At 56.9% G+C, this 24434-nt stretch carries 21 protein-coding genes; 9 read left to right on the plus strand and 12 right to left on the minus strand.

The features are described 5' to 3' along the window. The first annotated feature begins 22 nt into the window (after positions 1 to 22). Positions 23 to 1003, plus strand: a complete 981-nt coding sequence (locus AB2B48_RS00520; RefSeq protein ID WP_368301999.1) for an IS110 family transposase — start codon at positions 23 to 25, stop codon at positions 1001 to 1003. Between the two features lie 107 nt (positions 1004 to 1110). On the opposite strand, the gene potE is transcribed toward AB2B48_RS00520, so the two are convergent. The 9 genes from potE to kdpF all read right to left on the minus strand — a co-directional run bounded on the left by potE (position 1111) and on the right by kdpF (position 13046). Further along, positions 1111 to 2427: a putrescine-ornithine antiporter gene (gene potE / locus AB2B48_RS00525; protein ID WP_185669348.1), complete on the minus strand. Its 1317-nt coding sequence runs from the start codon at positions 2425 to 2427 to the stop codon at positions 1111 to 1113. After that, a complete protein-coding gene (gene speF / locus AB2B48_RS00530) occupies positions 2424 to 4619 on the minus strand; it encodes an ornithine decarboxylase SpeF (RefSeq protein ID WP_368300527.1) in 2196 nt (731 codons plus the stop codon). Before speF ends, potE begins: the two co-directional genes overlap by 4 nt. A 256-nt stretch (positions 4620 to 4875) precedes the next feature. After that, on the minus strand, positions 4876 to 4980 hold the full coding sequence (speFL, locus tag AB2B48_RS00535; RefSeq protein ID WP_106875989.1) for a leader peptide SpeFL: 105 nt from the start codon (positions 4978 to 4980) through the stop codon (positions 4876 to 4878). A 278-nt stretch (positions 4981 to 5258) separates the two neighbouring features. Then, positions 5259 to 5936 carry a two-component system response regulator KdpE gene (gene kdpE / locus AB2B48_RS00540; RefSeq protein WP_368300528.1) on the minus strand — a complete coding sequence of 226 codons (678 nt, stop codon included), beginning with the start codon at positions 5934 to 5936 and terminating at the stop codon, positions 5259 to 5261. Next, complete coding sequence (gene kdpD, locus AB2B48_RS00545) at positions 5933 to 8620, minus strand: two-component system sensor histidine kinase KdpD (RefSeq protein WP_368302008.1); 2688 nt, start codon at positions 8618 to 8620, stop codon at positions 5933 to 5935. The genes kdpE and kdpD overlap by 4 nt, the downstream gene beginning before the upstream one ends. Positions 8621 to 8622: 2 nt before the next feature. Continuing rightward, positions 8623 to 9198, minus strand: a complete 576-nt coding sequence (gene kdpC / locus AB2B48_RS00550) for a potassium-transporting ATPase subunit KdpC (RefSeq protein ID WP_185669345.1) — start codon at positions 9196 to 9198, stop codon at positions 8623 to 8625. A 10-nt stretch (positions 9199 to 9208) separates the two neighbouring features. After that, a complete protein-coding gene (gene kdpB, locus AB2B48_RS00555; protein ID WP_333495021.1) occupies positions 9209 to 11257 on the minus strand; it encodes a potassium-transporting ATPase subunit KdpB in 2049 nt (682 codons plus the stop codon). Positions 11258 to 11277: 20 nt separating this feature from the next. Further along, a complete protein-coding gene (gene kdpA, locus AB2B48_RS00560) occupies positions 11278 to 12957 on the minus strand; it encodes a potassium-transporting ATPase subunit KdpA (protein WP_368300529.1) in 1680 nt (559 codons plus the stop codon). After that, positions 12957 to 13046, minus strand: a complete 90-nt coding sequence (gene kdpF / locus AB2B48_RS00565; RefSeq protein ID WP_035892707.1) for a K(+)-transporting ATPase subunit F — start codon at positions 13044 to 13046, stop codon at positions 12957 to 12959. The genes kdpA and kdpF overlap by 1 nt, the downstream gene beginning before the upstream one ends. Positions 13047 to 13352: 306 nt before the next feature. Here kdpF and AB2B48_RS00570 point away from each other — a divergent pair, with 306 nt between their 5' ends. Beyond that, on the plus strand, positions 13353 to 13559 hold the full coding sequence (locus AB2B48_RS00570) for a YbfA family protein (RefSeq protein ID WP_035892708.1): 207 nt from the start codon (positions 13353 to 13355) through the stop codon (positions 13557 to 13559). Between the two features lie 195 nt (positions 13560 to 13754). Then, positions 13755 to 15173, plus strand: a complete 1419-nt coding sequence (gene phrB / locus AB2B48_RS00575; RefSeq protein ID WP_368300530.1) for a deoxyribodipyrimidine photo-lyase — start codon at positions 13755 to 13757, stop codon at positions 15171 to 15173. Positions 15174 to 15248: 75 nt separating this feature from the next. Here the strand turns inward: phrB and dtpD are convergent, their stop codons facing one another. Continuing rightward, positions 15249 to 16730: a dipeptide permease DtpD gene (gene dtpD, locus AB2B48_RS00580; protein ID WP_185669341.1), complete on the minus strand. Its 1482-nt coding sequence runs from the start codon at positions 16728 to 16730 to the stop codon at positions 15249 to 15251. Positions 16731 to 17011: 281 nt separating this feature from the next. On the opposite strand from dtpD, the gene AB2B48_RS00585 reads away from it, so the two are divergent. The 6 genes from AB2B48_RS00585 (at position 17012) to nei (ending at position 21426) form a co-directional block, all read left to right on the plus strand. After that, complete coding sequence (locus AB2B48_RS00585) at positions 17012 to 17755, plus strand: type 2 GTP cyclohydrolase I (protein WP_368302009.1); 744 nt, start codon at positions 17012 to 17014, stop codon at positions 17753 to 17755. Positions 17756 to 17770: 15 nt separating this feature from the next. Further along, positions 17771 to 18427 carry a 5-oxoprolinase subunit PxpB gene (gene pxpB, locus AB2B48_RS00590; RefSeq protein ID WP_185669340.1) on the plus strand — a complete coding sequence of 219 codons (657 nt, stop codon included), beginning with the start codon at positions 17771 to 17773 and terminating at the stop codon, positions 18425 to 18427. Next, positions 18421 to 19353 carry a 5-oxoprolinase subunit PxpC gene (gene pxpC / locus AB2B48_RS00595; protein ID WP_368300531.1) on the plus strand — a complete coding sequence of 311 codons (933 nt, stop codon included), beginning with the start codon at positions 18421 to 18423 and terminating at the stop codon, positions 19351 to 19353. Before pxpB ends, pxpC begins: the two co-directional genes overlap by 7 nt. Further along, positions 19343 to 20077, plus strand: a complete 735-nt coding sequence (gene pxpA / locus AB2B48_RS00600; RefSeq protein ID WP_368302010.1) for a 5-oxoprolinase subunit PxpA — start codon at positions 19343 to 19345, stop codon at positions 20075 to 20077. Before pxpC ends, pxpA begins: the two co-directional genes overlap by 11 nt. A gap of 256 nt (positions 20078 to 20333) precedes the next feature. Further along, entirely contained in the window at positions 20334 to 20489 is a 156-nt protein-coding gene (locus AB2B48_RS00605) for a Hok/Gef family protein (protein ID WP_368300532.1), read from the plus strand. Between the two features lie 145 nt (positions 20490 to 20634). Beyond that, positions 20635 to 21426, plus strand: a complete 792-nt coding sequence (nei, locus tag AB2B48_RS00610) for an endonuclease VIII (protein ID WP_368300533.1) — start codon at positions 20635 to 20637, stop codon at positions 21424 to 21426. A gap of 133 nt (positions 21427 to 21559) precedes the next feature. On the opposite strand, the gene AB2B48_RS00615 is transcribed toward nei, so the two are convergent. Then, the gene (locus AB2B48_RS00615; RefSeq protein ID WP_368301999.1) at positions 21560 to 22540 is read right to left on the minus strand and encodes an IS110 family transposase; all 981 of its coding nucleotides are present in this window, start codon (positions 22538 to 22540) and stop codon (positions 21560 to 21562) included. 287 nt (positions 22541 to 22827) lie between these two features. After that, entirely contained in the window at positions 22828 to 24111 is a 1284-nt protein-coding gene (locus AB2B48_RS00620) for a citrate synthase (protein WP_185669336.1), read from the minus strand. Positions 24112 to 24434 lie beyond the last annotated feature (323 nt).

Raw genomic sequence — 24434 nt, forward strand, 5'->3', positions numbered from 1 at the left:
CATTCGCAAGGTGGGTTTCACTATGGAATATGAACTGTACTTCATCGGCATTGATGTCGCTAAAACTAAACTTGATGTTGATATCCTTCGCCCTGATGGCCGCCATCTCTGTAAAAAGTTTGCCAATACTCCCCCGGGCTATGAGGACCTGGTCCGCTGGCTTCGTAGCCATGAGGTGAGCCATGCTCATGTCTGCATGGAGTCTACCAGCACCTACATGGAAGACGCTGCCGCCCATCTGAGCGATGCCGGGTATACCGTCTCCATCATCAACCCTTCCCTGAGCGCTGCCTTTGCCCGCAGTGAAGGGCTGCGCAACAAAACCGACAAAGTGGACGCTCGTATGCTGGCTCACTTCTGCCGGGAGAAAAAGCCGCCAGCATGGGAAGCGCCGCACCCGACAGAGCGGGCCCTGAAAGCGCTGGTGCTACGACATCAGTCGCTGACAGAGATGCAGACTCAGGAGAAAAACCGCCAGGAAACTGCACCGGAAGTACAGCTGGAGAGCATTGATGTTCTCCTGCAGTGTCTGGGAGCAGAGCTGAGGCGCATTGAAAAACAGATAAAAGACCTGGCGGACAACGACCCGGATATGAAACAACGGCGGAAGCTGCTGAGCAGTATCCCGGGGATAGGAGAGAAAACCGCCGCGGTGCTGCTGGCGTACACGGGACTGAAGCTGAGGTTCGCCACTGCGCGGCAGTTCGCAGCGTATGCAGGACTGACGCCGAAGCAGCATGAGTCGGGGAGCAGCGTGATGCGAACAAGCAGGATGAGCAAAGCAGGACCGGTTCATCTGCGCGGAGCGTTATATATGCCGGCGATGTCAGCGTTGTATCACACGGCATGGGGAAAAGCGTTCAGGGAAAGGCTGGAAGGTAACGGGAAGCGACCGAAAGTGATAATAGGTGCAATGATGCGTAAGCTGGCGCAGGTGGCCTATGGGGTATTAAAGTCAGGAAAAACGTTCGATGCGTTGCAGCATGGGATGCCTGTAGTATAAAGGCGGACGGGGAAGTGATAACAGCGCCAGAAGGCGCTGTTAAAGTTATGCCTGCAATCCGGGAAGCAACGGTGAAAAGGAGTTGCTGCCGCTCACAGTATCTACGATCAACTGTGTTTGTTTTTCAATTCGAAACGTGGTGACACCAGGCCGTACAGCGTCCAGCCGAGGAACGTCACAATGGAACCGTACAGCATTGCTTCTTCGCCGGAAGAGTAGAGCGCATAGAAGCTGTACATCGCGCCAATAAAGGCCACGAAGTTGGCGACGCGCGCTTTGTTCACCGGCACGTTAGCCATCCGCTGGATGATGACCAGCGCAGCCATCGACAGGATGTACGGAATAATGTTGGTCACCACCGCCAGGTTAACCAGCACGTTGAACTGATTGTTCAGCGACGGGCTAATGGTCATCAGCGACAGCCCGGACTGAATAACCACAATAACCAGCATCCCTTGAACCGGCGCGTCGGCACTGCTGACGCGGGAGAAGATTTTCGGGAAGTAGCCTTCGTCCGCCGAGGATTTGAATACCTGGGCGATGGTGAACTGCCAGCCGAGCAGCGAACCGCAGCAGGACATCACCATCAGCGCCATGATCACTTTCCCGACTTCCGGGGTAAACATCTGCGCGAAGGCCAGACCGAACGGCGCGGTGGAGTTAGCCAGATCCATGTTTGGCACGATACCGGCAATCACGTTGGTGGAGATGATGTAAATCACCGCTGCCCCGAGCGTCCCACCGAGCACGGCGATTGGCACGTTACGTTCCGGATTCTCCACCACTTCAGCGTTGGCACAGGCGGATTCCAGACCGAGGAACGCCCACAGCGTCATCGCAATAGAAGAACCTACGGCGCTAAAGAACGGCACGTGGTGCGGGTTCCAGGATTCAACGTACATCGTTGGGCTGAACCAGTACCAACCGATAATGCACAGACCGACGACCGGAATAATGACGCCCCATACCGTGATGCTGCTGATCTGCCCGGTAATGCGCGCACCACCGAAGTTAGCCACGGTACAGATCCACAGTACGCCGATGGTGGCGAGCCCGATCTGCACCGGGCTCAGCGCGGCACCGAAAAGCTCGGTGCCATAACCCACTGCCGAAATCGCGATAGCGACGTTGGCAATCAACAGCGAAACCCCGTAGGTATAGTTGGCCATAAAGTTGCCCGACTTACCAAAGGCATACTCCGCATAGCCGCCCATGCCGCCGGATTTCTTACTGAACATCCCACATTTTGCAAAGGCCCAGGCCAGCGCCATCGAACCGACGGCGGTGACCAGCCAGGAGATAATGGAGATGGTGCCGACTTCAGCGAGTTTGGTGGGCAGCATGATAATCCCGGAGCCCATCATGTTCACCATCGTCAGGATGGTGAGCTGAACAACACCCATCTTATTGTTGGCTTTGCTCATAATTTCTCCCCTTTCAGCAGGGCAGGCTGCGGCTGCTGAGTATCAATCACGTTGCACCACACTTCTTTGCGGCCGTCGTGTTCCTGGATATAAACCCCCTGCAGCTCTGGCGCGAAGCCCGGCAGCAGGTTGATGCCTTCTTCCAGCGCTTTGAAGTAACGCAGAACGGAGTCACCCCAGATTTCCCCAGGAACAACGCACAGCACGCCTGGAGGATAAGGCAGAGCACCTTCGGCGGCGATTTTGCCTTCTGCCATTGACAGCGGTACCAGCTCAACCTGTCCACGAAGGTAAGCGTAGTTGGCATCCTGCGGGTTCATGCTGACGCGTGGGAAGTGTGATTTACGGAACATCTCTTTTTGCAGCTGTTTCACGTTGTGGCGTGCGTACAGATCGTGCATTTCCTGACACAGCTGGCGCAGGGTGTAACCGGCATAGCGGTCTTTATGCTGGACGTAGAGCGATGGCAGAACCTCTTGCAGCGGCGCATCGGCTTCCAGCAGCGTTTCGAAACGTACCAGCAGGGCCACAAGCTGTTGCAGCTTGGCCATATCTTCCGCTGGCGTCAGCAGGAACAGGATGGAGTTGAGGTCGCATTTTTCCGGTACTACGCCGTGCTCGCGCAGGTAGTTCGCCAGAATGGTTGCCGGTACGCCAAAGGTGTCATATTCACCTTCACCGTTGATGCCCGGCGTGGTTAGCAGCAATTTGCATGGGTCGACAAAGTACTGATGTTCGGCGTAGCCTTCAAAACCGTGCCAGCGTTCGCCTGGGACAAAGTGGAAGAAACGCAGATCGTTAGCGATGCTCTCGGTCGGCCAGGACTGCCATGGTTTACCGTCAATCTCGGCAGGCACGAACGGGCGAATGTGGTGGCAATTATCGAGGATCAGCTTACGCGCTTCGATACCGTTGGAGACGCAGTCCATCCACATATTGCGGCCTGCCTGCCCTTCGTGCATGCGGGCGTTCACGTCCAGCGCGGCAAACAGCGGGTAGAACGGGCTGGTGGAGGCGTGCATCATAAAGGCGTTATTAAGACGCTTATGCGGAACATAGCGCTGCTGGCCTTTGATATGGCTATCTTTTTTGTGAATTTGCGAAGTCTGAGAGAAGCCCGCCTGCTGTTTATGCACCGACTGGGTGACCAGAATCCCTGGATCGTTTTCGTTAAGCTCAAGCAGCAGCGGCGAGCAGTCGGCCATCATCGGAATAAACTGTTCGTAGCCGACCCACGCGGAGTCGAACAGAATGTAGTCGCAAAGATGACCAATTTTATCCACCACCTGACGAGCGTTATAGATCGTGCCGTCGTAGGTGCCGAGCTGAATGACCGCCAGGCGGAAAGGACGCTGATTGCGCGCGCGGTTTGGTGCGACTTCAGCAATCAGTTCACGCAGATAGCGCTCTTCAAAGCAGTGGGCATCAATACCGCCGATAAAGCCGTACGGGTTACGTGCGGTTTCCAGATAAATTGGCGTGGCCCCCGCCTGTAACAGCGCGCCGTGGTGGTTGGATTTGTGGTTGTTGCGGTCAAACAGCACCAGGTCACCCGGAGTGAGCAGGGCATTCAGCACCACTTTGTTAGAAGAAGAGGTACCGTTCAGGACGAAGTAAGTTTTGTCAGCGTTAAACACTTTGGCCGCGTGCTGCTGCGCAATGCACGGCGCGCCTTCGTGGATCAGCAGGTCACCCATTGCCACGTCGGCGTTGCAAAGGTCAGAGCGGAACAGGGTTTCGCCAAAGTATTCAACAAACTGGTTGCCGGAAGGGTGACGACGGAAGAATTCACCACCCTGATGCCCTGGGCAGTCAAACGCACTGTTACCCTGCGCGACGTAATCGACCAGCGCGCTAAAGAACGGTGGGCGCAGATTCACTTCATACTTGTGTGCCGCCGATTCCAGCTGGCGACCGTAGAAGTCGTTGCGGGTTTCGTCATGCTCAAATACCCCTTGAATACGTGAGAGATATTCGGCGGGAACAATTTGGTCTTTATTAATAGCAATAAATACTGGCAGGTTATAACCCGTCGCGTCTATTTCATCGAGTTTACCACACTCAACGTCTTCAATAGATAATACGGCAGCAGCAACATCAATAAAGTGAGTGTCGCAGGTATTGATAATACTACGCTGGGTAGTAAAACAGTCCGGGCAAGTACGGCTTACGGCAATTTTTAATTCAGACATTTTTCATCTCTTTATTTTAGGTAATAGCAGTCCCTCAATTTCCCGAATGAGAAATTGATTTCGCCGGAAAAAAAGCAACACTATCTCGCTGACAATAACGTCAGGGCGTGAGCTTTTTTGGAATGTGGCAAACCCAGCCGGTCCGGTGGCCGGAAGCTTTATACCCTAGGGTATAGGTTTGTCAGAGCGAGCGCTGGCTACAGGCGTGAGCCCGTATTAGCAGGGAATAACTGCGAGGCGCCCGAAGTCGGGAGACTTATCGGGCGTTAAAGAAGTGAAAATCGAAACTATTGCGATGGGCAAACATCATAATATGTGTTGTCCGTCGAATATGAGGCATCAATCGGTTATTGTTTTCCATTTCGTATACCTTCGATGAATATCTTAAAGCGAAGTCATTTTATCTCTGAATGGTCTTAAAACTGTGAGGATGATCAACATAACAAGATCAATAGTGAAATTATCCATTATTGGTAGGGGTGATGCCAGGATTAAATGCTGTATTGTTTCAATGTTGTAAATAAACTGTTTAATGTTTAGTTTAAATAACGGTGGTGACGCCGCGGTAATATTTCGCGGCTTAGGATTAATGTATTTATGGAATAATAATTGAAGGAAGCAAGAATTATGAATAAGTATTCATAACATAAACCGATAGCCAATTCCGGTTTCGGTTAATAAATGCTGAGGGCGCGCGGGATCTATTTCCAGCTTCTGACGCAGGTGCCCCATATAAATGCGCAAATAGTGACTATGCTCCACAGCATTTGGCCCCCAGACCTGATTGAGCAACTGGCGTTGGGTGAGCACCTTTCCCGCATTGTTGAGCAGCACCGCCAGCAGGCGGAACTCAATAGGGGTGAGGTGAACTTCTTCACCGCCGCGCGTGATACGACGTGCGGCAAGGTCGACGGTGGTATCCGAGAACGTGACGATCGGGTCGTTCGGCTGACTGCCCGCATGACGTCGCAGCGCGACGCGCAGGCGAGCCTGAAGTTCGCCGATGCCAAAAGGTTTGCTGAGATAGTCATCTGCGCCCGCGTCGAGCGCGGCAATTTTATCGCTCTCTTCGCTGCGCGCCGACAGCACAATAATCGGTACCGGGCTCCACTGACGAATGTCGCGGATAAAATCCAGGCCGTCGCCGTCGGGCAGACCGAGGTCGAGAATGATCAGGTCAGGCTTGCGCGTCGCGGCTTCCAGCAGGCCTCGCTGGAGCGTAGGGGCATCAAAAACGCGCAGTTCGTCAGCTTCCAGCGCGGTGCGCAGAAAACGGCGGATCGCTTGTTCATCTTCAACAATTAAAACGCTGGTCACAGGCCGTCGTGTCCCTCATCAAGTTCAGGTGGTTGTTCTAACGGAAGTGTAACACGAAAACAGGCGCCGCCTTCCGGGCGGTTGCTGGCGGAGAGCGTCCCGCCGTGAATATCGACAATCGCCTGGCAGATAGCCAGCCCCAGGCCGACGCCGGGGATCGCGGACTCTTTATGCCCACGGGTAAACTTGGCAAAAATATGCTCTTCCTGCCCGCCGGGAATGCCCGGGCCGCTGTCCCAGACGTCGAGCAACAGATGGTCATCTTTGGTGGCGGCGGCGATACCTATTTCGGCGTCGTGACCGGCATATTTCACGGCGTTTTCCAGCAGGTTAATCAGCACACGTTCAAACAGTGGGCCGTCGATGTGGACCAGCATCAACGGGTCGGGGAGGGAGAGGGCGATATGCCGACCGTTAAGGCTTGGTTCCAGCATACGCAGCGCGCTACCGACCACTTCCTCGAGCGTCAGCCACTCTTTATTCAGATTAAAGCCGCCCGATTGCAGCCGCGCCATATCCAGCAAATTATTGACCAGTCGCGTGGTATTGAGCACGTGTTGGCGAATTTCATTGGCCTGTGGGGCGTACGGTGAGCCACTGCTGGCAAGGTCGAGCGTCAGAATTTCCGCCTGGCCGAACAGCACGGTCAGCGGCGTACGTAGATCGTGAGAAAGTGCCGCCAGCAGTGAGTTGCGCAGGCTTTCGCGGGCGCTGATAAGTCGCGATTGCTCCTCACTTTCGGTCAACGCCAGGCGTTCCAGTGCGCTGGCGACCAGTAGGGTGAAGGTTTCCAGCAGCCGCTGCTGCTCGGGGATCATCAACTGGCGCAGGTTATTGGGCTCGACCACGATAAGCCCGTGGGTTTTATCGGCGCTACGCAGGGGCAGGATCAGGTACGGTACGCCGGGCAGGGTATCGGTTCCTGCGCCCGCTGGCAGCCCTTTATCAAAGCTCCAGTGAGCAATGGCGTCATCCCACGGCGTCATACCTTCCTGGTGGGTCAGCGACGTCAGCTTCCCCTGTTCATCCGGCATCAGTACCTGGCTGCGCGCATGGAAGGTGGTGCGAATATACTGCTCGCAGGTGTGGGCGATATCGTGGGCGTTGCGGCCGACGGCAAGCGCTTTGGACATCTCATAAAGATGGCGCGTGCGCTGTTCGCGATAGCGCGCCACCCGCGCCTGATAGCGCACGCCGGCGGTGAGATTACCGATAACCAGACCCACGGTGAGCATCACGCCAAAAGTGAGCAGGTACTGCACGTCAGAGACGGCGAGCGTCCCGCGTGGGGCAATGAAAAAGAGATCGAAGCTAACCACGTTAATCACCGTGGCGAGCACCGACGGCCAACGGCCGTAAAACAGCGCGACGATCACCACGCCCAGCAGATACAGCATCACCAGGTTGGCGGCCTCAAAGGCCATCAGAAATTGATCGGCAATCAGCGTAATACCGGCACACAGCCCCAGCGCCACCAGGCAGCCGCGGATCTGCACCCGCCACTTATCCATAAACGGCCGTTGATCGCGCGCCCGCTCCGGCAGGGGAAGGGGCGATTCATCGACGCCGACGACCAGCAGATCCAGCTCTGGCGCGTGGCGGGAGATGCGTTCGCCAAAGCGTTCACCTCGCCACCAGTGGCGCTTTTTCTGGCGGCCAATCACGATTTTGCCAAGGTTGTGCTCGCGCGCATAGCGGATCACCGCCGCCTCTTCCGATGGCTCAGAAAGCGTGGCCGTTTCAGCGCCCAGCTCCTGCGCCAGACGCAAGGCGTTGAGAATGGCTCGGCGCTGCGGCTCAGGCAGTCGGTGTAGGGTCGGGGTTTCGACATAGACGGCATGCCAGGCGCTGCCAAGGCGGGCCGCCAGCCGGGCGGCAGAGCGCACCAGCTTTTCGCTGCCGCTGTGGTGACCGATGCACAGCAAAATGGCATCGCGGGTGTGCCAGACTTTTTCTTGCCCCTGGCCATCGCGCCAGGCACGCATCTGATCGTCCACGCGGTCGGCGGTGCGGCGCAGCGCCAGTTCACGCAGGGCAATCAGGTTACCTTTGCGGAAAAAGTTCTCGATGGCCCGTTCGGCCTGCCCGGCAAGATAGACCTTTCCTTCGTTCAGGCGCTGGCGCAGATCGTCCGGGGGAAGGTCGACCAGCACTACCTCATCGGCGGCATCAAAAAAGGGGTCAGGCACCGTTTCGCGTACCTGAATGCCGGTTACGCCGCTGACGATGTCGTTGAGGCTTTCCAGGTGCTGAACGTTAACGGTGGTGAAAACATCGATGCCCGCCTCCAGCAGTTCATCAATGTCCTGCCAGCGCTTCGGGTGGCGAGAGCCGGGCGCATTACTGTGCGCCAGTTCGTCCATTAACACCAGCGCCGGACGGCGGGCGAGTGCGGCATCGAGGTCGAATTCATAAACGTAGCGACCACGATAGGCACTGCGCTTTGGTGGCAGGAGAGTGAGACCGCTGAGCATCGCGGCGGTCTCCTTACGCCCGTGCGTCTCCACCACGCCCGCCAGAATATCCAGCCCTTGCGACCGCAGACGCTGCGCCTCGGCCAGCATCGCCCAGGTTTTTCCCACGCCAGCACAGGCACCGAAGAAAATCTTCAGCTTGCCGCGGTGAGCTTCGGTGGCTTGTTCCAGCAGGCGATCCGGGTTGGGACGCAGCGGCTCGTCGGTCATCATCAGTTATCCTTGTGGGCATCCAGCGCCATATTCAGCTTAGTAATATTTACCACAGGTTGTCCGAGAAAGCCGAGCAGCGGAGAGTTTGTCGCCGCTTCAACCTCTTTACGCAGCCACTCTGCCGGGACGTTGCGCGCTTTGGCGATACGCGGCACCTGCCACAACGCGGCGGCTGGCGTCAGGTTAGGGTCCAGCCCGCTGGCGGAGGCGGTAACCAGTTCCACCGGCACCTCGCGGCTGGCTTCCGGGTTAGCGGCGCGCAGCGCGGTGATGCGGTCGGTAAACTGTTTATCCAGCGCCGGGTTGCTGCCCGCCAGGTTGCTGCCGCCGGATGCCATCGGGTTATCCGGGGAGTCCGACGTCGCCGAAGGGCGGCCCTGGAAATAGCGGGGATCGGTAAAGTTCTGCCCGATCAGGTACGATCCGCGAATTTCATGGTTTTCGATAATCAACGACCCTCCCGACTGCGCCGGAAAGAACCACTGCCCCAGCGCGGTGGTCAGCAGAGGGTAGAGCCCTCCGGTGATAAGCGTCAGGAACAGAAAAATTACGATGGCAGGACGTAATGCAGACATGTCTATTTCCTCAGACCAGACCCAGCAGGGTCAGCAGTAAATCGATAACTTTGATGCCGATGAACGGCACAACCAGACCACCCGCACCGTAAATCCACAGGTTACGGCGCAGCATCGCCGAGGCGGAGAGCGGACGGTAGCTCACCCCTTTCAGCGCCAGCGGCAGCAGGAAGACGATAATCAGGGCGTTGAAAATCACCGCGCTCAGGATCGCCGAGTCTGGCGAGTGCAGGTGCATGATGTTGAGCACGCCCAGCTGCGGCCAGCTTGCCGCGAACGCCGCGGGAATAATGGCGAAGTACTTGGCAACGTCGTTGGCAATACTGAAGGTGGTCAGCGAACCACGGGTCATCAGCATCTGCTTACCGATATGCACCACTTCAATTAGCTTGGTGGGGTTCGAGTCCAGATCCACCATGTTGCCAGCCTCTTTCGCTGCCTGGGTTCCGGAGTTCATTGCTACCGCTACGTCGGCCTGCGCCAGCGCCGGGGCATCGTTGGTACCGTCGCCGGTCATCGCCACCATGCGACCTTCGGACTGATACTGACGAATCAGCGCCAGTTTGGCCTCCGGTGTGGCTTCGGCCAGGAAGTCATCCACGCCCGCTTCGGCGGCGATGGCGGCGGCGGTGAGACGGTTGTCGCCGGTGATCATCACCGTCTTGATACCCATTTTACGCAGCTGCGCGAAGCGTTCTTTGATGCCGCCTTTGACGATATCTTTCAGCGAGATAACGCCGAGCACCCGCGCCCCTTCAGCCACCACCAGTGGGGTGGCACCCAGGCGGGCAACGCTCTCTACTTTCTGCTCCACGTCCTGCGGGAAGCTGCCGCCGTTGCTTTCGATATGGCGGCGGATCGCATCGACGGAGCCTTTACGAATCAGGCGGTTGTCGATGTTGATCCCGCTCATGCGGCTTTGGGCGGTAAAGGGTACGAAGGTGGCATGCAGCGTTTGCAGATCCCGCTCGCGCAGATTAAAGCGCTGTTTCGCCAGCACCACGATACTGCGGCCTTCCGGCGTTTCGTCCGCCAGCGATGACAGCTGCGCGGCATCGGCCAGCGTTTTTTCGTCCACGCCATCGGCTGGCAGGAACTGGGAAGCCTGACGGTTACCGAGCGTGATGGTGCCGGTTTTATCCAGCAGCAGCACGTCAACGTCGCCCGCTGCTTCGACCGCACGACCGCTGGTGGCGATCACGTTGGCGCCGAGCATACGGCTCATCCCGGCCACGCCGATGGCGGAAAGCAGGCCGCCGATGGTGGTCGGAATCAGGCACACCAGCAGGGCGACCAGCACGGTGACGCTAATCGGCGTACCGCTCCAGGCGGAGAACGGCCAGATGGTGGCGGTCGCCAGCAGGAACACGATAGTCAGCGCGACCAGCAAGATGGTCAGGGCAATTTCGTTAGGCGTTTTACGACGCTGCGCGCCTTCGACCATGGCGATCATCCGGTCAAGGAAGGTTTCGCCAGGGTTCACGCTGCAGCGCACGACCAGCCAGTCGGAGAGGATGCGCGTCCCACCGGTCACCGAAGCAAAGTCGCCGCCGGACTCACGGATAACCGGAGCTGATTCCCCGGTAATAGCGCTTTCATCCACCGATGCGCCGCCCTCAATGACTTCACCATCGCAGGGAATGATATCCCCGGCTTCGACCAGCACCACGTCGCCTTTGCGCAGTTCATCTGCCGGAACGTGATCCATCGCGGCACCATAGCGGGCTTCGCGCAGTTTGCGGGCAAACGCCGTTTTCTTCACCCCTTTCAGGCTGTTCGCCTGCGCCTTGCTGCGGCCTTCCGCCATCGCTTCGGCAAAGTTGGCGAACAGCACGGTAAACCATAGCCACAGCGCGATAGCGCCGCTAAACCACGCATTGCCAGGCAGGGTGCCCAGCGCCATGGCGACGGCCAGTCCGCTGGTGAGCACGCTGCCTACCCAGACGATAAACATCACCGGGTTGCGCCACTGAATGGTCGGGCTCAGTTTTTTCACGGCATCGATCAACGCCTGGCGAACCAGAGACGGTTCGAACAGGGCCAGTTGTTTGCGACTCATAACCAATAGCTCCGCATCACTCAAAACAGGGAAAGATGTTCCGCAACAGGGCCAATCGCCAGCGCGGGAATAAAGGTCAGGGCGCCGACCAGCAGCACGGTCCCCATCAGCAGGCCGATAAACAGCGCATCGTGGGTCGCCAGGGTGCCTGAGGTGGCGGGTTGAATTTTTTTGCTCACCAATGAACCGGCAATCGCCAGCACTGGCACAATCACCCCGAAGCGGCCGAGGAACATGCACGCGGCCAGCAGACAGTTCCAGAACGGCGTATTGGCGCTAAGACCGGCAAAGGCGCTACCGTTGTTGTTTGCCGCCGACGACACGGCGTACAGCACTTCGCTAAAGCCGTGCGAACCGGGGTTCGCCATCGCGCTGCGGCCTGCATCGGTCATCATCGCCAGCGCCGTGCCAAGCAGCACCAGCGTTGGGGTAACCAGAATCGCCAGCGCGGTCATCTTCATTTCCGGCACGTCGATTTTTTTACCGAGGTATTCCGGGGTGCGGCCAATCATCAGCCCGGCGATAAATACCGCCAGCAGAACGAACAGCAGCATGCCGTAGAGGCCAGAACCCACGCCGCCGAAGACCACTTCACCAATCTGCATCAGCCACAGCGGGATCATGCCGCCCAGTGCGGTAAAGGAGTCGTGCATTGCGTTGACCGCACCGCAGGAGGCGGCGGTGGTCACCACGGCGTACAGGCTGCTGGCCAGAATGCCAAAGCGGCTCTCTTTGCCTTCCATATTGATACTGCTGTCGGCTCCGAAGGCGAGTAGGTGCGGGTTACCGCGGGTTTCAGCCCACATCACCACCGCGACGCAAATGATGAAAATAAGCGTCATGGCCCACAGGATGGCGCGGCCCTGACGGTTATCACCCACCGCGTCACCAAAGGCAAAACACAGTGCGGCAGGGATGAGGAAAATCGCCAGCATCTGCACAAAGTTGGTCAGCGCCGTCGGGTTCTCAAACGGATGTGAGGAGTTGGCGTTAAAGAAGCCGCCGCCGTTGGTGCCGAGCATTTTAATGGCTTCCTGAGACGCTACCGGCCCCATTGGCAGTAGCTGATGGGCGCCTTCAATGGTGGTAAACGGCTGGTAGGACAGGAAGTTTTGTAACGCCCCTTGCTGGATGAAGAACAGGGCCAGCAGCAGGGAAATCGGCAGCAGCAGCCACAGCGTGATGCGGGTGATATCGACCCAGGCGTTGCCCAGCGTATTCACGCTATGGCGGGCAAAAGCACGCACCAGTGCAAACAGCACGGCAATCCCGGTGGCGGCTGAGAGGAAGTTCTGCACCGTCAGGCCGGCCATCTGGCTAAAGTAGCTCAGGGTGGTTTCACCGCTATAGGATTGCCAGTTGGTGTTACTGACAAAGCTAACGGCGGTATTGAGCGCCAGATGCCATGATAGCCCCGGCAGGTTTTGTGGATTCAGCGGCAGCACGCCCTGTAGCATCAGCATGGCAAACAGCACCAACAGCCCGACCAGGTTTAGCAGCAGGATGGCAATGGCATAGCGCCCCCAACTCATCTCCTGACCGGAAATGCCCATGACGCGCCAGAGCCCGCTTTCACAGCGGGCAAGCCCCGGCAGCGGCGTGTTGTTAATCATCCCAGCCAGCACTTTGCCAAGCGGGCGGGCAAGAACAAACAGCACCAGCAGGAAGCTGGCAACGAGTAAAAATCCTTGAGCAGCCATTACAGCGCCTCCGCCTTGAAAAGGGCATAAACCAGATACGCCAGTAACAGGAACACCAGCACCGTGCCGGCTATTACGCCTGTAGTCACAATCCACCTCCGGATGGTTCAGTTGATGCGCTAAGCGTAGGTTTTTGGGTGCAAAGATTTCGCAAAAATAGAATGGCGGGGTGTAAAAAAAGTATAAAAATGACCGTAATCCACAATTTAACTAATGGTTAGTATTAATTTAACAATCATGTAACTCAGTTACGGCATGAATGTAAATAAACACTAAATGCACAAAAATTAGTGGTCGGATGAGTAGTAAAATTACACAAATAACGGTACTCTTTTAGTCAGATTACTGAGCTTCATTTTCCGGCGTGCGTTGCCGGCCAACTTAGGGGAGAGAATATGGACCTGTATAGAAAATATCCTGCACACATCGTATTGTTACGTCGTACTTTCGCCGTGGTGGCGGGGATCGTCGCATTACCGGTGATGCTGTTCTGGAAAGACCGTGCCCGCTTCTACAGCTACCTGCACCGCGTATGGTCGAAGACCAGCGATAAGCCGGTATGGATGGCACAGGCTGAAGAGGCCGCCTGCGACTTCTATTGATAGTATCGTGCCATTCCCGGCGGCGCTGCGCTTGGCCGGGCTACAAAGCCGTCCTTACCAGGGCGGCTTTTTTGTTTTCAGGTAGCCCGGACGAGGCGCGAATGCGCCGACTCCGGGAGGGCACAACGACCCGCATTTGTCCTCCTGACATTTGGTGTAAGATGAAAGTATTCGTTGAATACATTCAGGATATTTATGTCTACCCATCTGGTCTGGTTTCGCGCCGATCTCCGACTGCACGACAATTTTGCCCTTGCCGCCGCCTGCCGCGATCCCAATGCGCAGGTGCTGGCATTGTTTATCGCCACTCCAGAACAGTGGGCTACGCACAGTATGGCACCACGCCAGGCCGCCTATATTGCCGCGCAGTTGAACGCGCTGCGCCGCTCGCTGGCAGAGAAAAATATCCCGCTGATATTCCATGAGGTGGCCGACTTTGCCGCCAGCGTCGAGGTCGTCAAAACGGTGTGCCAGCAGCACCAGGTCACGCAGCTTTTTTATAACTACCAATACGAATTCAATGAGCGTCAGCGCGACGCCGCCGTAGAGCGGGCGCTGACCGACACGGTGTGTCAGGGCTTTGATGATAGCGTGATCCTGCCGCCCGGTGCGGTGATGACCGGCAATCACGAAATGTATAAAGTTTTCACACCGTATAAAAACGCCTGGCTGCGGCGCTTAAAAGAGCACATGCCCGAATGCGTGCGGGCCCCCGAGGTGCGGTCTGCTCCGGCGGTGGCCGATGCTGCAACACTCCATTTTCACTATCCCCAGCAGTCGTTTGACCCGGCGCTGTTCCCGCCTGACGAAAAGACGGCGATTGGTCAGCTGCGTCGTTTTTGTCAGGAAGGCGCGGGTGAATACGAGGCTCAGCGCGATTTCCCATCCATTGAAGGCACCAGCCGTCTGTCGGCCTGTCTCGCGGTCGGTGTGCTTTCACCACGTCAGTGCCTGTATCGACTACTGGCAGAACAGCCCGATGCGCTCAACGGCGGTGCGGGCAGCGTCTGGCTGAACGAACTTATCTGGCGCGAGTTTTATCGTCACCTGATGACCTACTTCCCTCGGCTTTGCAAACATCGCCCGTTTATCGACTGGACCGATCGCGTGCGCTGGCGCGAGCCGTCAGACGCGCTTATCGCCTGGCAGGAGGGGCGTACCGGCTACCCGATTGTTGATGCGGCAATGCGGCAGCTTAATGCAACCGGCTGGATGCATAATCGGCTGCGGATGATTGTTGCCAGCTTCCTGGTCAAAGATTTGCTGATCGATTGGCGGCAGGGCGAACGTTACTTTATGTCGCAACTGGTGGACGGTTGTCTGGCGGCTAACAATGGCGGTTGGCAGTGGGCGGCCTCAACCGGAACGGATGCGGCGCCCTATTTTCGTATCTTCAACCCCACGACACAGGGCGAACGTTTTGATAAGCGTGGGGCGTTTATCCGCGAGTGGTTACCGGAGTTAGCCGAGGTGCCGGATAAGGCGATTCACCAGCCGTGGGCGTGGGCGGAAAAGCAGGGCGTTGAGATTCACTATCCGCGACCGATTGTTGATCACGCTGAGGCGAGGGTGGCGACGCTTGCTGCCTATGAAGCGGCTAAGCATCTTCAGTAGCCCGGCAGAACGACGTGACGCCGGGGAATCCCCGGAGTCGGCGTTTACACGCCTCGTCCGGGCTACAGGATGGGGTTACGCTTCTGCTGCCAGGCGGCGGGAGCGGACTTTCATTGAGTGATACAGCCAGATAACCAGCACCACGGCGACGCAGGCCAGCGCGCCCCAGGTGATTTCGCTGAACACATCAATGTAGGCATTGATGGAGTAATCCACCGCGCCCGCAGAGTCGAACGAACCTTGAGAGGTCTGGTCAGCAATAATCCCCGCCACGTAGTTTGCCACCGCGCCGGAAAGCAGCATATAGATGCCGGTCAGCACGCCGGTCACACCCGGGATCTGGATGCGGGTGATCTGCGACATCGCCACCGGGTCGATAAACAGCTCGGCAAAGCCCATCACCGACAGCCCCAGCAGCATCAGCGGCATGGAGGAGTGACCGTAGCTTGCGGACAGACGTGCGCTCAGGGTCAGAATGCAGAAACCTGCGCTCATCAGGCCAAGGCCCAGCGCGTATTTGCCCCACAGGCGCAGATCGCGGTTGTTAGTCACTTTCTCTTTAATCAGCCAGGCCAGCACAATCCCGCACAGCATCACGGCAAAGGCGTTCACCGACTGGAACATCGCGGTCGGCACTTCATAGCCCAGCACGTTACGGTTAACGAAACGGTCGATATAGAGGCTGATGGAGCTGCCGCCCTGCTGAGCAAACGCCCAGAACAGCAGGCTGAAGAAGGTCAGCACAACAATCAGACGCAGGTCTTTACGCTGCTCGGCGGTTTCTGCACGACGATAAATTTTTGCCAGCACTACCAAGCCGATGATAGAGGCGACAATCAGCGCATAGACCGACCACTCTTTCCAGAACAGTACGGTGATAAACAGCGGTGCAACGACCAGCAGAACCAGCAGCCAGCCCCAGTTCGGCAGCAGGAATTTTTTCGCGCACAGCACTTCTTTGTTCACACCGGCGGTGTGGGCAAAGTGGCGGCGGCCGCTGATAAAGATAACCAGACCGGCGAGCATGCCTACCGCGGCGAGGGTGAAGCCCATTGCCCAGCTATACTGTTCCTGGGCGAAACCACAGGCGATAGGGGCGACGATGGAGCCGACGTTACCTGCCGCATAAAGCAGTGAGAAGCCGCCATCGCGACGTGGGTCGGTAGGTTCATAGAGCTCGCCCAGCAGGCAGCTGATGTTCGATTTAAACAGCCCGTAGCCGCAGACGATAATCGCCAGCGACAGGTACAGGAACATCGGCGCCACTTCGCTGGCCCCGAGCACCATATGGCCGATAACCATCAGCAGCGCGCCCAGCATGACGGCCATGCGGTTGCCGAGGACTTTATCCGCCAGGTAGCCGCCGAGGATTGGCGTCACATAAACTAATGAACAGTAAGCGCTAAACAGCTCGTAAGCGTGGGTGTCGTTGTATTTCAGTTGATTGGTGAGATACAGGATCAGCAGCGCGCGCATGCCATAGAAACTAAAGTATTCCCAAATTTGCAGCGCGACGACGTAGTAAATTGCCTTTGGCTGCGATTGTGATTTATTCATTGCACATTTGACCTCGAAACCCGGCAACATCACGCTACGCAAGGCTTTGTTTCATTTATGTAATAATACGAAGAGAATCGTATTATCTTTGTAATATGCGGTATGGTTGCATAAATATACATGATTTCGGTCACACAAAAACAGACAAATCGTGTTACTTAAGCATTTATTGCGCGTAGTTAAGCGGTATCAAGTGAAGGTTAACGAATTGTGTATCGACGTAACGCGTCGGTGACGCTATTTTATCCTGTAGTAAGGCATCAATATTGAAGAGAGCGATGATGAAAAATACCGAACTAGAACAACTGATTAATGAAAAACTCAACAGCGCCGCCTTCAGCGATTACGCCCCTAACGGCCTGCAGGTCGAAGGGCGTGAAACGGTACAGAAGATTGTGACTGGCGTGACCGCCAGCCAGGCGCTGATTGACGAAGCCGTGCGCCAGCAGGCGGATGCGGTGATTGTGCACCACGGTTACTTCTGGAAAGGGGAGTCGCCGGTCATCCGCGGCATGAAGCGCAATCGTCTGAAAGCGCTGCTGGAGAACGATATCAACCTGTATGGCTGGCACCTGCCGCTGGATGCACATCCGGAGCTCGGTAACAACGTACAGCTGGCGCAGTTGCTCGGTATTAACGTAATGGGTGAGATCGAACCGCTGGTGCCGTGGGGCGAACTCTCGATGCCGGTATCGGGGCTGGAACTGGCCTCATGGATTGAAGCTCGACTGGGGCGTAAACCGCTGTGGAGCGGGGATACCGGGTCGGATAAAGTCTCACGCGTGGCCTGGTGTACCGGCGGCGGTCAGGGCTTTATCGACAGCGCGGCGCGCTTTGGCGTCGATGCGTTTATTACCGGTGAGGTTTCAGAGCAGACCATACATTCTGCCCGTGAGCAGGGGCTACACTTTTATGCAGCGGGCCACCACGCCACGGAACGCGGCGGCATTCGCGCGCTGAGCGAGTGGCTCACCGAAACGACCGATCTGGATGTGACCTTTGTGGACATCCCCAATCCGGCCTGATGATGAGGGAATAAAGTGCAGCGAGCGCGTTGTTATCTGTTAGGTGAAACGGCTGTCGTACTGGAGCTGGAGCCGCCGGTGACGCTGGCGGCGCAAAAGCGGGTATGGCGTTTGGCCCAGCGAGTGGCGACATTACCGGACGTGGTAGACGTCATTCCTGGCATGAATAATATCACGGTGACATTAACCGATCCGCAGACTCTGGCGCTGGATGCTATTGAACGGCTCCAGCGCTGGTGGGAAGAGAGTGAAGCGCTGGAGCCGGATTCCCGTGCGATCGATATCCCCGTTATTTATGGCGGTGAACAGGGGCCGGATCTGACCGAGGTCGCCCGCCTTAGCGGCTTTACCCCGAAGCAGGTGGTGGAGCTGCATGCGTCGGTGGACTACGTGGTGTGGTTCCTCGGCTTCCAGCCGGGCTTTCCCTACCTTGGCGGGCTGCCAGCTTCGCTGGCCATGCCGCGCCGTGCGGAGCCACGTTTGAAGGTGCCCGCCGGGTCGGTGGGCATTGGCGGCCAGCAAACCGGTATTTACCCGCTGTCCACGCCGGGCGGCTGGCAGTTGATTGGCCGCACGTCGCTGCCGCTGTTCTCGCCCAATCGTGAAGAACCGATATTGCTGCGTCCCGGTGACACGGTGCGCTTCGTGCCGCAAAAGGAGGGCATATGCTGAAGGTGATTCGTGCAGGCATGTATACCTCGGTGCAGGACGCGGGGCGTGATGGGCTACGCCAGTTCGGCGTGAGCCGCTGCGGGGCGTTGGATAAACCGGCGCTGATGACCGCCAACCTGCTGGTGGGCAACGATGCCAACGCCGCTGCGCTGGAGATAACCCTCGGTATGGCGACGTTTACCTTTGCCCGCGACGGCTGGTTTGCGCTGACGGGCGCGGGCTGCGAAGCGACGCTGGACGGTGAGGCGGTATGGAGCGGCTGGCGACACTGGGCAAAAACCGGCCAGACGCTCAAGCTCAAGCGCCCGCAGCACGGTATTCGCAGCTATCTGGCGCTGGCGGGGGGCATTGATGTCCCTGCCGTGATGGGCTCGCGCAGTACCGATCTTAACGTTGGCATAGGCGGTTTTGAAGGCCGTCGTCTGCAGGATGGCGACGTGCTGCCGCTGGGGAAGCCCGTGCGTACGTTCCGCGAGCCGCGCGGCGTCAAGCCGCTTATCGCCAGCAACCGCATTCGTGCTTTGCCGGGGCCGGAGTATCACGAATTTGATACGACCTCGCAGGAGACCTTCTGGCGCTCGCCGTGGCACTTAAGCCCGCAGAGCAACCGGATGGGTTACCGCCTGAAAGGGCAGCCGCTGGTGCGTGATAACGCCCGTGAGCTGGTGTCTCATGGCCTGGTGCCCGGCGTGGTGCAGGTGCCGCATAACGGTCAGCCTATCGTGCTGATGAACGATGCCCAGACCACCGGTGGTTATCCGCGTATTGCCTGTATTATTGAGGCGGATATGTTCCAGCTGGCGCAAATTCCCCTCGGGCAGCCCATTCACTTCATTCGCTGTACGCTTGAAGAGGCGCTCAAGGCGCGTCACGACCAGCAGCGCTATCTGGAACAGCTCACCTGGCGGCTTAATGATGATGATTGATCTCAACGCCGACCTTGGCGAAGGCGCGGCCAGCGATGCTGAACTGCTGACGCTGGTCTCCTCGGCCAACATCGCCTGCGGCTTTCATGCAGGCGATGCCGGGATGATGCTGACCTGCGCGCGCGCGGCGCTGCAAAATGGCGTGGCCGTGGGGGCGCATCCGAGCTTCCCCGACCGGGAGAATTTTGGCCGTACCGCGATGCACCTGCCGCCGGAAACGGTCTACGCTCAGACTCTGTATCAAATCGGCGCCCTGTCGGCGATAGTTCGGGCCGAAGGCGGTGTACTGCGTCACGTGAAGCCGCACGGCATGCTCTATAACCAGGCCGCCAAAGACCCGGCTTTAGCGGACGCTATCGCTAAAGCGGTGTTTGCGGTGAATCCGACGCTGATTCTGGTCGGCCTGGCAGGAAGTGAGCTGATTCGCGCCGGAGTGCGCCACGGACTCGCCACGCGTCAGGAAGTGTTTGCCGACCGGGGCTATCAGTCTGACGGTGCTCTGGTGCCGCGCAGCCAGCCGGGAGCGCTGATTAGCGATGAAGCGCAGGCGTTGGCACAAACGCTGGAGATGGTGCAGCGTGGGCGTGTGAGAACCGTAGACGGCCAGTGGGCCAATGTAACGGCGGAAACGGTCTGCCTGCACGGCGACGGCGCGCATGCGCTGGCGTTTGCTCGCCATCTGCGGCGCGAATTTACCGCGCAGGGCATTCAGGTAAGGGCATGATGTTGTTGAGTGAGTGCCGACAAACCCGCCGGTAATTCGGAATTCATCAAGGCTGAAACGGACGGAAATTGCAGTACACTTTCGGCGGGTGCTTGAGGCTATTTGTCTCAGGCATTAGCCGAAAGGCAGATAGAGAAAAGCCCCAGATAACCTTCAACGTCTTACCGGACGTTAAACATTAATCTGAGGCCAAATCTAATGCCAGACACATTAAGATTAGCCTCTTACCGACCTTCGGGTCAAGGAGTAGCAGGCTATGAAACAGCCAAAGGCGATGGTTATCGCCCTGATTGTTATCTGTATCACTTTCATTCTGGTGGTACTGGTCACAAGAGAAGATCTCTGCGAGGTACGGCTCCGAACCGGTCACGCGGAGCTCGCTGTCTTCACAGCTTACGAATCTGTTAAGTAAGAGCGCCGGCGGGGAGTCATCCCCGCCACTTTGCGGTGTTGTTGCTATCCTCATGCGCCCGTTCTTTTTATTCGAGATGCCGTGTGCGAGCCAAACGTATTATTGATAATATTGTTGCCTTGACGATCGAAAGGGAGCAATCACTATGCCTGAAGGTCCAGAGATCCGCCGGGCGGCGGACAGCCTGGAAAAGGCGATTCAGGGCAACCCGTTGACCGAGGTCTGGTTTGCGTACCCCGAATTATCCTCTTATGCACCCACCCTGATCGGCCAGCATGTCACCCACGTTGAAACCCGCGGTAAAGCGCTGCTGACCCATTTTTCCGGTGGCCTGACCCTCTACAGCCACAATCAGCTCTACGGCGTGTGGCGAGTGGTTAACGCTGGGGAAATGCCCGATACCACGCGGGTACTGCGGGTTAAATTACAAACGGCGGATAAAGCGATTCTGCTCTACAGCGCGTCCGATATTGAGATGTTGACGCCAGAGCAGGTGAAAACGCACCCATTCTTACTGCGCGTTGGGCCGGACGTGCTCGATATGACCTTAACGCCCGAGGCGGTAAAAACGCGACTGCTGTCGGCAAAATTTCGCAACCGCCAGTTCTCCGGCCTGCTGTTGGATCAGGCGTTTCTCGCGGGGCTGGGTAACTATCTGAGGGTTGAGATCCTCTGGCAGGTTGGCTTAACCGGCAACCATAAAGCGTCGCAGCTCAATGAACAGCAGCTCGAGGCGCTGTCGCATGCGCTGCTCGATATTCCTCGACTCTCCTACAACACGCGAGGCCAGGTGGATGAGAACAAGCACCACGGCGCGCTATTCCGCTTCAAGGTGTTTCATCGCGATGGCGAAACGTGCGAGCGTTGCGGTGGGGTGATTGAGAAGACGATGCTCTCCTCAAGGCCGTTTTATTGGTGCCCGGGGTGTCAGCATTAGGTTGTGAAAACGACCAATATGCACGACTGTAGATACTGTGAGCGGCAGCAACTCCTTTTCACCGTTGCTTCCCGGATTGCAGGCATAACTTTAACAGCGCCTTCTGGCGCTGTTATCACTTCCCCGTCCGCCTTTATACTACAGGCATCCCATGCTGCAACGCATCGAACGTTTTTCCTGACTTTAATACCCCATAGGCCACCTGCGCCAGCTTACGCATCATTGCACCTATTATCACTTTCGGTCGCTTCCCGTTACCTTCCAGCCTTTCCCTGAACGCTTTTCCCCATGCCGTGTGATACAACGCTGACATCGCCGGCATATATAACGCTCCGCGCAGATGAACCGGTCCTGCTTTGCTCATCCTGCTTGTTCGCATCACGCTGCTCCCCGACTCATGCTGCTTCGGCGTCAGTCCTGCATACGCTGCGAACTGCCGCGCAGTGGCGAACCTCAGCTTCAGTCCCGTGTACGCCAGCAGCACCGCGGCGGTTTTCTCTCCTATCCCCGGGATACTGCTCAGCAGCTTCCGCCGTTGTTTCATATCCGGGTCGTTGTCCGCCAGGTCTTTTATCTGTTTTTCAATGCGCCTCAGCTCTGCTCCCAGACACTGCAGGAGAACATCAATGCTCTCCAGCTGTACTTCCGGTGCAGTTTCCTGGCGGTTTTTCTCCTGAGTCTGCATCTCTGTCAGCGACTGATGTCGTAGCACCAGCGCTTTCAGGGCCCGCTCTGTCGGGTGCGGCGCTTCCCATGCTGGCGGCTTTTTCTCCCGGCAGAAGTGAGCCAGCATACGAGCGTCCACTTTGTCGGTTTTGTTGCGCAGCCCTTCACTGCGGGCAAAGGCAGCGCTCAGGGAAGGGTTGATGATGGAGACGGTATACCCGGCATCGCTCAGATGGGCGGCAGCGTCTTCCATGTAGGTGCTGGTAGACTCCATGCAGACATGAGCATGGCTCACCTCATGGCTACGAAGCCAGCGGACCAGGTCCTCATAGCCCGGGGGAGTATTGGCAAACTTTTTACAGAGATGGCGGCCATCAGGGCGAAGGATATCAACATCAAGTTTAGTTTTAGCGACATCAATGCCGATGAAGTACAGTTCATATTCCATAGTGAAACCCACCTTGCGAATGCGGATTACCGGTAAAAACCGGTCCATGATACTGTCCGGTTTGTCACATGAGAAAGAACGGCGGACCGGTGCAGAATATCTACGGTACAGGCGTGAAAGCCTAAGCCCGGGCACGGCATCCGGACCGCCATCAGAGAGAACTGGCCGGTTCTTTCTGACGAGGTAATCATACAAGCCCGGGCGAGCGCAGCGACCCCGGGAAAATCACCACACTGCAGCCATAAAAAAAAGCGCCCGCAGGCGCTTTTTTACTTTCAAACTCTCGATTACTTCTTGAGGTCTGATTTGAAATCACGCTGCTCGTAGCCGGTGTACAGCTGACGAGGACGCGCAATCTTCATGCCGTCGGTGTGCATTTCGTTCCAGTGAGCAATCCAGCCAATGGTACGCGCCATCGCGAAGATAACGGTAAACATGGACGATGGAATACCCATCGCTTTCAGGATGATACCGGAGTAGAAATCGACGTTCGGATACAGTTTCTTCTCGATGAAGTACGGGTCGTTCAGCGCAATGTGCTCAAGCTCCATCGCCACTTCCAGCAGGTCATCTTTGGTACCCAGCTCTTTCAGCACTTCGTGACAGGTTTCACGCATCACGGTGGCACGCGGGTCGTAGTTCTTGTACACGCGGTGGCCGAAGCCCATCAGACGGAAAGAGTCGTTCTTATCTTTCGCACGACGCACGAACTCAGGGATGTGCTCAACGGAGCTGATCTCTTCCAGCATCTTCAGTGCTGCTTCGTTGGCGCCACCGTGTGCCGGCCCCCACAGAGAAGCGATACCGGCAGCGATACAGGCGAACGGGTTCGCACCAGAAGAGCCAGCGGTACGGACGGTAGAGGTGGACGCGTTCTGCTCGTGGTCAGCGTGCAGGATCAGAATACGATCCATTGCGCGTTCCAGAACCGGGTTCACTTCGTAATCTTCGCAAGGGGTCGCGAACATCATACGCAGGAAGTTCCCGGCGTAGGAGAGGTCGTTACGTGGATAGACGAACGGCTGACCGATGGAATATTTGTAGCACATCGCGGCCATGGTCGGCATTTTCGACAGCAGGCGGAATGCGGCAATCTCGCGGTGACGTGGGTTATTCACATCCAGAGAGTCGTGATAGAACGCTGCCAGTGCGCCGGTAATCCCGCACATCACCGCCATTGGGTGAGAGTCGCGACGGAACGCATGGAATAAGCGAGTGATCTGCTCGTGGATCATGGTGTGGCGAGTCACGGTAGTGGTGAACTCGTCAAACTCAGCCTGGGACGGTTTTTCACCGTACAGCAGGATGTAGCACACTTCGAGATAGTTAGATTCTGTGGCTAGCTGATCGATAGGGAAGCCACGGTGCAGCAAGATCCCTTCGTCGCCATCAATAAAAGTAATCTTAGACTCGCAAGATGCGGTAGAGGTAAAACCAGGGTCAAAGGTAAAAATGCCTTTCGAACCCAGACTACGGATATCAAGAACATCCTGACCGAGCGTGCCTTTTAGCACATCCAGTTCAATAGCAGTATCACCCGATAGAGTGATTTTTGCCTTCGTATCAGCCATTTACGGTCTCCTTAGCGCCTTTTTGCTTAAGACTGCTGGATGCCGGATTTGCAATTCAAAACATAGTTCGACGTTGCCAGTTTGTTATTTGGCTCACGGCTCTGCGGTAAAGATAACGCGAGGGTACAGAGCAAGGGCGCTTGACGGTGCACGTCTAATCTACAGTGAAACAACAGCAAATCAGGGTCTTAGCAATCCGATGATTCAAACCTGTACAACACTAATAACTGTCCTGATAAGTTCGGTCAATACCGTCACACTGTTACATAACTTATTATCAGGTGAAAGAGTGACCCCATAACTTTTGAGCATTATATGCTTTT

The organism is Kluyvera sichuanensis, from assembly GCF_040930405.1.
In the GTDB taxonomy this organism is placed as follows: Bacteria; Pseudomonadota; Gammaproteobacteria; order Enterobacterales; family Enterobacteriaceae; genus Kluyvera; species Kluyvera sichuanensis.